Source organism: Verrucomicrobium sp. BvORR106, from assembly GCF_000739655.1.
Lineage (GTDB): Bacteria > Verrucomicrobiota > Verrucomicrobiia > Verrucomicrobiales > Verrucomicrobiaceae > Verrucomicrobium.
Map to the genome: position 1 here is coordinate 1 of NZ_BATR01000014.1, position 8,529 is coordinate 8,529.

Genomic DNA, 8,529 nt, shown 5'->3' on the forward strand with positions numbered 1-8,529 from the left:
CGTTCCGGCCGCCCAGCTTGCCTGCGCCTGCGAGGCGCAGGGTACCGGCGCTGACGACGGTGGAGCCGGTGTAGTCGTTGTCACCGCTGGTGAGCACCAGGGTTCCAGAGCCAACTTTGTTCAGGTTGCCCTGCCCGAAGAAGAAGCCCTCATCGCTGGCCAGGGCCTCCCCGGTGATCTTGCCCGAGAGGGTGAGGATGCGGCCACTGGTCTGGACATCAAAGGTGCCGCCGCCGGAGAGGAGGTTCACCGTACGACTGGTGGTGGCATCCGTCGTCGTGTTTGCATAGCGGAGGACACCGTTGTTGAAGTAGATCTGGTTGCTGGTGCTGCCCAGGTTGTCGAAGCCGGACGTCGCCAGGTTGGTGACGGAGAGGATGGCCTGTCCGGTGCTGCTGCCACCACCGGCGCGACCGTTGATGTAGGTGTTGCCGGTATAGGTGTTCGTGCCGGAGAGCACGAGCATCCCGTCTCCGGTCTTGGTGAGGGCGGTGGCCCCGGCGTTGTTCGCGATGACGGCAGAAATGGTCAGCGTCTGGGAGCTGTTCTGGTGGATCACCAGATCCTGCCCGGCCGCGCCGCGCAAGGTGCCGGCCCCGCCGATGGTGGTGGCACCGCTGCCGGTGACGAGCAGGCCACCCGTGTGGAGGGTGAGCGTGCGGGAGGCATCAATGTTGACCGTGGAGGCGGCGGTGAGACGGAGCGAGTTGATGGTGAGGTCGCTGGCGATGGAGGTGGTCGCATTGCCGTTCAGGCTGACGTTCTTCGGCGTGGCGTCCTCCCACACGGTGGGATCCAAGCTGGTCTCAAAGGTGGTGAGCCCGGTCACGGTCCCGTTGGTGGCGTTTGTGGCATTCACCGCCCAGGTGTTGTTCCCATAGATAAAATAACCTCCGATGATGCCGTTGGTGTTGGTGGTGCTGGTGGTCACCAGCGTGGGGTTGCCCAGCTGCGGCGTGCCGCCCACCGTGCCGGTGGTGGAGAGCATGGAGGTATCCTGTACATTCAACGTGGCACCCAGCTGCCGGTTGATGGTGTTGAGCTGGTACACGACGTAGTTGTATGCGCCGATGTTGTTGCGGAACTCCGAGTGCCCGGAGGCCAGATTGAGCCCGCCCCGCGCCACGAGGAGGCGGCCCACGGAGGTGGCAGCGGTGTTGCGGCCAGTCCTCGATATGTAGCCACCGTTGAGGGTGATGCCCTTGTCCCCGTCCACACCGCGCTCCCAGGAGGAGACGCCGGCACCTGAGTTGATCACCAAGGCACCTGTGTTGTTTCCAAAACTAGAGCCTCCGTGGAAGCCTACCTCGGCCTGCTTCACATACACGTTCCCCAGATTGTTGAACGAGCTGTCCATCTGGAAAGATCCGCTGCCAATCTTGGTGATGCTGAAGCCGTTGGCCTCAGAGGTTCCGTCGATGTCCAGGCGGTTCCCAAAGGTGCCGATGGTGGTGTGTCCGGTGAGGGTGAGACCTGAGAAGCCGGGGTCCCAGTCGGCACTCGAGTTTTTCACCAGGGCGCCCAGATTGTCCACGCCGCGTCCGGTGAGGGAGATGGGTGCCGTGACGGTAGTCACCGTGTCCAGCAGCCCGGAGATGTCGAGCGTGGCTCCGTCATTCACGACGATGCCGCCGGTGGGGATGAAGTTGTTGCTAAAACCCGTGCCCGCCGCGAGCGCCAGGATGCCCCGCTCCACGACAATGGACCCGCCAAAGGAGACGTCCCCGGCAGAGGCCCTCAGCGTCAGCCGACCCTCGCCCGTTTTGGTCAGGGCTCCGCTACCTACGAGGCTTTTCCTGAAGGTGATGTTGTTGCCATTGGTATCGATGACGCCGCCGCTGCCCGCGATCTCTGTGATCCTGGGGGAGAGATCCACCGTGATGCCAGAGCCATACCGGATGCCGCCGCCGGCCAAGGTGACATTGCTGAGCCCCAGGCCCCGGGTGTTGCCCAGGTGAATCCACCCCTGGTTCACCGTGGTCGCGCCGGTGTAGGTGTTCGCATTGTTGAGGTACAGGGTGTTCGTCCCCATCTTGAGCAGTCCGCCCCCGAACAGCGGATTGCCAGGCAGACTGCCGGAGATGACGGCATCCACCACGATGTCACCAGCGGCGGTATCCCACGTCTGGTCCGTCGAGCCCCGCTCTTCCGGATTCAGATCCAAGGTCAGGCTCTTGGCGAAGTGCAAGACTCCGGACGAGTAGTTCGCGAGGTAGCTGCCCTGAATCTCCAACGTGCCTGATCCGCCGATGTAAGTCCCGTTCCCCAGCGTCTGATAGAGTTCATTGATCACCACCCTCCCGGTCACACCCAGGCGGTTCACGTCTGGGGTTTGGAAGAATATCGTGCTCCCATCCACCCAGCCGGAAGGGGCGGCGGTGCCGGGATTGTCCGTGCCCTGCCACACATTGGAGTTCCACGGCACGACGGTGGTGTTGGGAGTGGGACCATTGAGCCCGGCGGCATTGGTCGCGTCAAAATACCGATCCTGCCCAAACATCGAGGTCAGCGGACAAGCCTGGATGGCGGCAATCAAGAGGAGCGATTGAAGAGGACGGAAACTCATGGGAAATCAGCAGCGCGGAATATGAAAGAATAAGGAAACAATCCTGGCGGAATCAGGGACGGTAAGTCCTGGTTCTACCGGTGACCGGATCGATCTGAACAGTAAAGTAGTTGGGCGGGGCAGCCCCAGATCCTCCCTCCGTGAGGGAGCGTTCCGCTCCCAGGGTGAGAAAGGCCTGCGCGAGCGAGAGATTGAGATTGGTGGAACCGTCCGGATAGAAGACGACCCGGTGATAGCTGGTACCGGCCCCCTTGGAGGCCCAGGGCTCCTCTGTGGCATTCGTGCCGCCCCCTTGCAGCAGGGGCGATAGTGCACCGGTCAGGCCGACCACGCTGCCGTCCCCGAAGTACTCCGGGCCTTCAATGGCCTTGAGCCCAAAGTTCGCCGCATTGGGGTCAGACTGGAGGAAGAGCTGATAGCCCCGCACGGCGGAGACGCCGTTGTACGTGTAGGTATAGAACCGCACCTCCACCGGCTTCTTTCTCGACACGGCCATCTGCTGGGCGAGGGAGAGCTTGAAGGAAAGGCTCGTGCCGGAATTCGTGAGCTGGCTGGCCTCCAGGGTGCCCAGGATGGACGGCGTGGCGATGAACAGCAGCATCCCGATGATGGCCACGACGACCAGCATCTCCACGAGCGTAAAACCCCTTCGCCAGACGCAGCGGCGGCCGGGGATGGCTGAATGGACAAAAACCTCCTGGGCCCGTGGCGCAGGAGGCGTGGCAACCTGGATGGTGTTTGTCGTCATAAGTTCTTCCACTTGGCGTTGCGGAGGGCCACGGCCGAGCTGAACACCCGGTAGGTCAGCTTGTTCTCAACCAGGGCGGCCTCCAGGGTGGTGAGATCGTTCTCGAAATTCGCGACGTTCGTGAAGAGTCCTGCGGGAATGACCGATGGCGTATTCTCGCCGGAGATTTCCTCCAACCGCCGGGCGGAGGCCTCATCAATCGCCACCAGCGTGACGGTGACGATGGGCGGCAACAGGTGCTGGGTGCCCTGGGGATCCGTGGTGCCCCCACCCACAACGACCTTCGTGGAATCGTATTCATAGCCGGGGGCGATCCAGGTGGGATCGCCGCCCCCACCGACGAGGTTTTCCTTGGCCACGCGAGGAGAGATGATCAACGCCAGGATGTTCTCAGCGACAGGGCGGGTGGCCGCACGAAAGGCCCCGGAGTCTGCGGCAGTGACGCCCTGCTTGAGCGCGTCTGCGAACCACAGCCCTGGATCCACGGAGTACACGCTGTTCTTCTCAGACGCGGGGCGATACTCCATGAGACGGTAGCGGAACCGGCTGTTGGTGACATGCGGGGGACGCCAGCCCTGGTCTGAGCCATAGGAAACAAAATAGCCGCGACCGCAGAGCAGGTCGGTCATGCCATCGTAGCCAGCGCGATTGCTCACGCCGAGAGCGGCCTGGAAGAAGACGCCGTGCAGCGGGGTGGCGGAGGCATCCCCTCCGCCCAGCAGGGAGGCAGACCTGCCGGTGATGAACTGCAGCTCGGACTTGCGCACATAGGACTGCGGCGCATCCGTCTTGTCACTGGGCACCGTGGTGCCGTTGCTGTAGAGGTAGGTGGTGTAGGGGTTCAGCGTGGCTTGGCGCAGGTTTTGCGTGATGGCCTCAAAGGCGACCCGCGCCTCCCGGAACTGCTCGGCCCGGGCGCTGCCCTGGGTCCACGTGCGCTGGGTCTCCGTGATCACTTGTGCGGAGACGACCATGATCATCGCGAGCACGGTCATGGACACGAGCAGCTCCACCAGGGTGAAGGCCCGGGGTCGGGAAGAGGAAAGGGATGCAGGTAATAACATGTCCGGGGGCAGTGGCAGAGCCTTGAGGGGTTTCCGTCAGGGAGTGGGCAGCCCCATGTCAGGGATCAGCAGGGCGCTGTAGCTCACGTTGCGCGGCAGCGAGTCTGGCGCCGGGAAGGAGAAGCTCTGGTCCGGGGTCTGCGCGATGAAGACCAGCGCGCGCTTCATATACTTCTCCTGCTGGGAGTTGCCCGAGGTGAGCGGGAGCTTCACCTCCATGGCATTCTGCGGAGGGAGGTACACGGAGGCGACATAGCTGACGAAGGCCCCGGCACTGATCTCTGATGGCTGGACTTCCACGCCCTGATCATCAAAGTACCTCCGCATGCCGTCCGTCGTGCCATGGCCAGTCCAGCTCAGGTTTTGCCACGGGGTGCTGGCCAGCTCGCCGGAGATGTAGTCCACAATGCGGGTCTTGGCCGCCATCTCTGCAGAGCGACGGGAGAGATCCAGCCCGTGAGGGAGGAGTCCCAGCAGGGACACGAAGCCGCCCGCAGCGATGGCAAGGGCGATAGTCACCTCCGCCAGGGAGAAGCCCAACCGGCGACGGCGGCGGGCTTGCTGGGTGGATGACAGAGATGGGAGGACCGCTTTCATGGCAACTGGTGGTGGGGGATCAATCAAAGCTCTTCTGGGAAAGGATCCGGAAGCGGTGGTAGGCATCCAGCGGCTTGCGGGTGGTCTCATTCATCATGATGGTCGCGCTGCCCTGGGCGTAGTCGCGCTGGGAGACTGGCAGTGCCGCCAGTGCATCCACATCCAGATAGCGCTCAATCACCGCGGAACCGCGGTACTCACCTGTGACAAGGTCTGAGCCGTCGATGTACTTGGTGGGGTCTGAGGAGCGGCTCTTCCGGATGACCTGGGTACGGACGTAGACCTGGAAGGTGTTTGACCGGGTGGTGAGCTTCGGATAGAGGTTGGCGTAGGGCTTCTCCTTCAGGTTGTCCGCCGTGGGGGCATGATCCCGCCAGAACTTGGAGATGGAGTTGGTGGAGGTCTGGCTGAGGTTGCCCGTCAGCGTATTGGCCCACACCACCGGCACCGCCGTGTCCGTGTTCGACGCCCGCTTCGGCAGCAGGAACATCTCGCAGATCTGGGAGGGGGAGAGGAACGAGAAGCCGCAGCGGAAACGCTCGTCGAACAGGGCCAGCGTGGCATCTGCATCCACGGAGCGATGCCAGTACAAGCCGTCACTTTCTTTCCTGAACCAGGTCTCATTCTGGCCGGCCGGGGCCGGACCAGGGCGGGAGAGATACTTGTCCGTGTCCGCCTTCGGCAGGGAGTGGATCATCTCCCCTTTCATCGCCGCATAGAGGCCGGTGGCGCGGCGGATGTGGCGGAAGGGCACCATCTGGTAGTTCATGTTGATCTTGCCAGAGGTGGAGCCGGGCTCACTGATCGCGTAGGGCTCCACCACGGGCATCCAGAAGAAATCCATGAAGGTGTAGTCCGGCGGGAAGGTGCCGCCCATGGCCAGCACCTGCTGCTTGCCACCGCTCGGGTTCGTGACCTTGATGCTCGCCGGTGCGCCGAGGTGCGGCCGCTCATCAGAACCGGCCGGAATGGTGCGGTGCAACTGCGGACGGAAGAGAAGCGTGCGCCAGCCCTCCCGTTGCTCGCCCGGGCTCGCCCCCGTGCCCTGATGCACGCCGGAGGGAAGTGAGCCCAGCATGCCGGGTGAGGACACCTGACGGTTCGGGGAAAAATACGTGGAGCCGCCCGTCCAGGAGATCCAGGTGTGCGAGAAGTAAGGCACCGCCTTGTAGGACTTGGCAGTGTCCATCCAGGTCACAAAGGAGTTTCCTTCATCCGGCTTGTTGATGTAGGCACCGTCCTCCATGTTGGTGATGCCGCGGTCAAAGTCGCCGTACTTGCGGATGGACTTCAGCGCGACGCGCTGGGAATCGCTGCTGTTGGCCGGGAAGGGAATGTCCGGCCGCCAGTTGTCGGGATAGGTGGCCCCATCAATAAAGCGTCGTGTCACCGCCTGATCCGTGCCCAGATCACGACCAGGGCCTGCATTCATGTTCGCAAGCACCATGTTGTGCGCCAGAGGCTGCTGGCCGTAATAGCGATGCGGGACGAACTCACTGGCGGGCACGTCATACCGCCCCATCACCAGCCGGGGATCACCGTGACCGATGACAAGCGACTGGATGGTGTCCTCTAAGACGGCGAAGTTGCCGCTGCGACGTCCGCTGAAATCCGTGGCATCAGTCACCCGGCGGAAGCGACCACCCAGTTCCACGTTGCCGGTGTTGTCCACGTTTGCATCGGCATTGGGGGGAACCGCCAGCACGCCATCTTTATCGCGGCCCAAGGCACCATCGACATGGAAAGACCACCAGTAGGGCGGCGGCACCATGTACCGTGTGTCCCAGGTGCCATCCACGCGCTTGAGCGTATAGGGGGCCTGAGTCTCTGTCACGAGACGGGGTGCGGGCAGGCTCCCGGAAGGGAAATTGAAATGGAAGATCTGATAGGTCTGGCTCGGTGCCGTGCCCCCCGTAGCACGCAGCGTCACCTTCACATTGCCTCCGTCGAAGGGGATGATATCCCCACCAGGGCCCGAGGTCGGGATGTCAAAGAAGTCACTGATGAGGTCATAGCGATGACCGTTGGCAATGTTGCCTGATTGCTGAGTACCTGTGTACCCCACGTCGGCCGGCATGCTGCCGACGCCGGGCAGTTTCCTACCACCCAGAAAACCACGGAAGGACGTGGTGCCGCCGCGCTGATAGATCTCAAATGCACTGTTGATCTGATTCCACGGCTTGATGACGATGACACCGGGGCCTTTGCCTTGATCCTTGGTGAACATTTTCTTGCCGCTGATCGACAGGGCGCTGGCATCCACCTCAATCTCGTAATCGGGATTGATGAGCGACCAGCCAGCACTGGGGATGAACCACTCCAGCAGGAACGTGGCCTGCACGCGCTTGTGGTAGTCCGGCAGCGGCTTGTTCCGGTCCAGCGTCCAGTTCCAGTAGCGTGGATTGTAACCGGGATGTTTCGGATCGTTCCCTGCGATGTCCACCTGAAAGGGCCGGTCATTCGGATCCGTGGGGTACTGGTTCTTGTAGAAGCCCTTGCTGGGGTCGGCATTGACGGGGTCCAGTGGCGGGAAGTTCGAGAACCAACGGGACACTTCATCCCACGGGGGGGCTTTGTGGTTGGTCGGCTTGTAGGGGGAGGTCGGGTCCACCTGAAGAGGGTCGAAATCCCCCGCCTCCATGGACTTCTTCAGAGCGCTCTCGCCACCCGCGCGGTCCGTGCTCTGTGCGCAGCAGATGAACTGCATGGCGGCCTCACTGATGGTCGCGAAGCGGCCCATGCCACGGTAAACATCTGAACCCTTGGGAAGGACGGAGGGCACCACCTGCCCGTGACCGGGCCAGCTACCCATGCTCACCTGGCCCACGTCGCCGGAGTTCTTGCCCACGCGCATGGGCGTGAAGGTCTTCGACCGCAGACCGCCGGTGGCGGAGTAGGCGGTGAGACGCCCACCCGGGGCACCGGTGACGGCAGGCGAGTCCGTGCCCAGAGCCCGCTCTGCGATGGAGTCATCATACAGATTGGTGCTGCGGATGTAATCAAAGATCTCCACCAGGATCTGCTGGCGGTTGTCACCATACTTGGTGACGAAAGTCTCTCCACCGGGCGAGAACCCCGGCACCGGACGGTCCGTCATGGCCATCAGGTAGTTGAAGAGCTGGTTGTTGCGGGTGATCCCGCTGATCTCCGTCTGCGAGTTCGAGTTCTGCCGGCGGAAGTAATACTCTGAACCCGCGATGGTGGAGGAGCGGGCGATCAGCCGGTCAAAGACGGTGCGATACTCCTGCTCCTGGGCGGCGGAGAGGGAGTTGTACAGCGGCCACATGGCGATCTTCGGCATGCCATAGGGGTTCATCTCCGGCGCCTTGCTGTTGGTCGTCATGAAGAAGCGGAGCCGCTCCACCACATCCGCCTTGGTCATGCCGGACCAGAGCGTGGAGCCGCCCAGATCAATCTCCCGGCGCTCACCGCCATCGATGGCACTGCGCAGCAGGAACTCATCCACGGTGGCGAAGAGCCGTTCCCGCAGGGCTTGTTGAACGTTGGCAAAATCGGTGGGCGAGAAGTCCCTGCCCAGGGGCACGGGCACAGAG

The 8,529-nt window shown here is 62.7% G+C and carries 5 protein-coding genes; all 5 read right to left on the reverse strand.

Annotated elements, in window-relative coordinates; translation table 11 throughout:
- A partial coding sequence (locus BV106_RS02390; RefSeq protein WP_038159960.1) for an autotransporter-associated beta strand repeat-containing protein occupies nucleotides 1–2,566 on the reverse strand: 2,566 nt, incomplete at its 3' end.
- 52 nt (nucleotides 2,567–2,618) lie between these two features.
- Nucleotides 2,619–3,314 (reverse strand): Verru_Chthon cassette protein D, encoded by a 696-nt coding sequence (gene vccD, locus BV106_RS02395; RefSeq protein ID WP_038159963.1) that lies wholly within the window; start codon nucleotides 3,312–3,314, stop codon nucleotides 2,619–2,621.
- Nucleotides 3,311–4,378, reverse strand: coding sequence for a Verru_Chthon cassette protein C (gene vccC / locus BV106_RS02400; protein WP_081891464.1), 1,068 nt, complete (start codon nucleotides 4,376–4,378; stop codon nucleotides 3,311–3,313). The genes vccD and vccC overlap by 4 nt, the downstream gene beginning before the upstream one ends.
- A 36-nt stretch (nucleotides 4,379–4,414) precedes the next feature.
- The gene (gene vccB, locus BV106_RS02405) at nucleotides 4,415–4,975 is read right to left on the reverse strand and encodes a Verru_Chthon cassette protein B (RefSeq protein ID WP_038159967.1); all 561 of its coding nucleotides are present in this window, start codon (nucleotides 4,973–4,975) and stop codon (nucleotides 4,415–4,417) included.
- Between the two features lie 19 nt (nucleotides 4,976–4,994).
- Nucleotides 4,995–8,529 (reverse strand): Verru_Chthon cassette protein A (vccA, locus tag BV106_RS02410; protein ID WP_265595253.1); only part of this gene is annotated, 3,535 nt, incomplete at its 5' end.

Coding starts and splice junctions, on each gene's coding strand:
- vccD (WP_038159963.1), bottom strand. CDS start 3,314: ATGACGACAAACACCATCCAGGTTGCCACGCCTCCTGCGCCACGGGCC.
- vccC (WP_081891464.1), bottom strand. CDS start 4,378: ATGTTATTACCTGCATCCCTTTCCTCTTCCCGACCCCGGGCCTTCACC.
- vccB (WP_038159967.1), bottom strand. CDS start 4,975: ATGAAAGCGGTCCTCCCATCTCTGTCATCCACCCAGCAAGCCCGCCGC.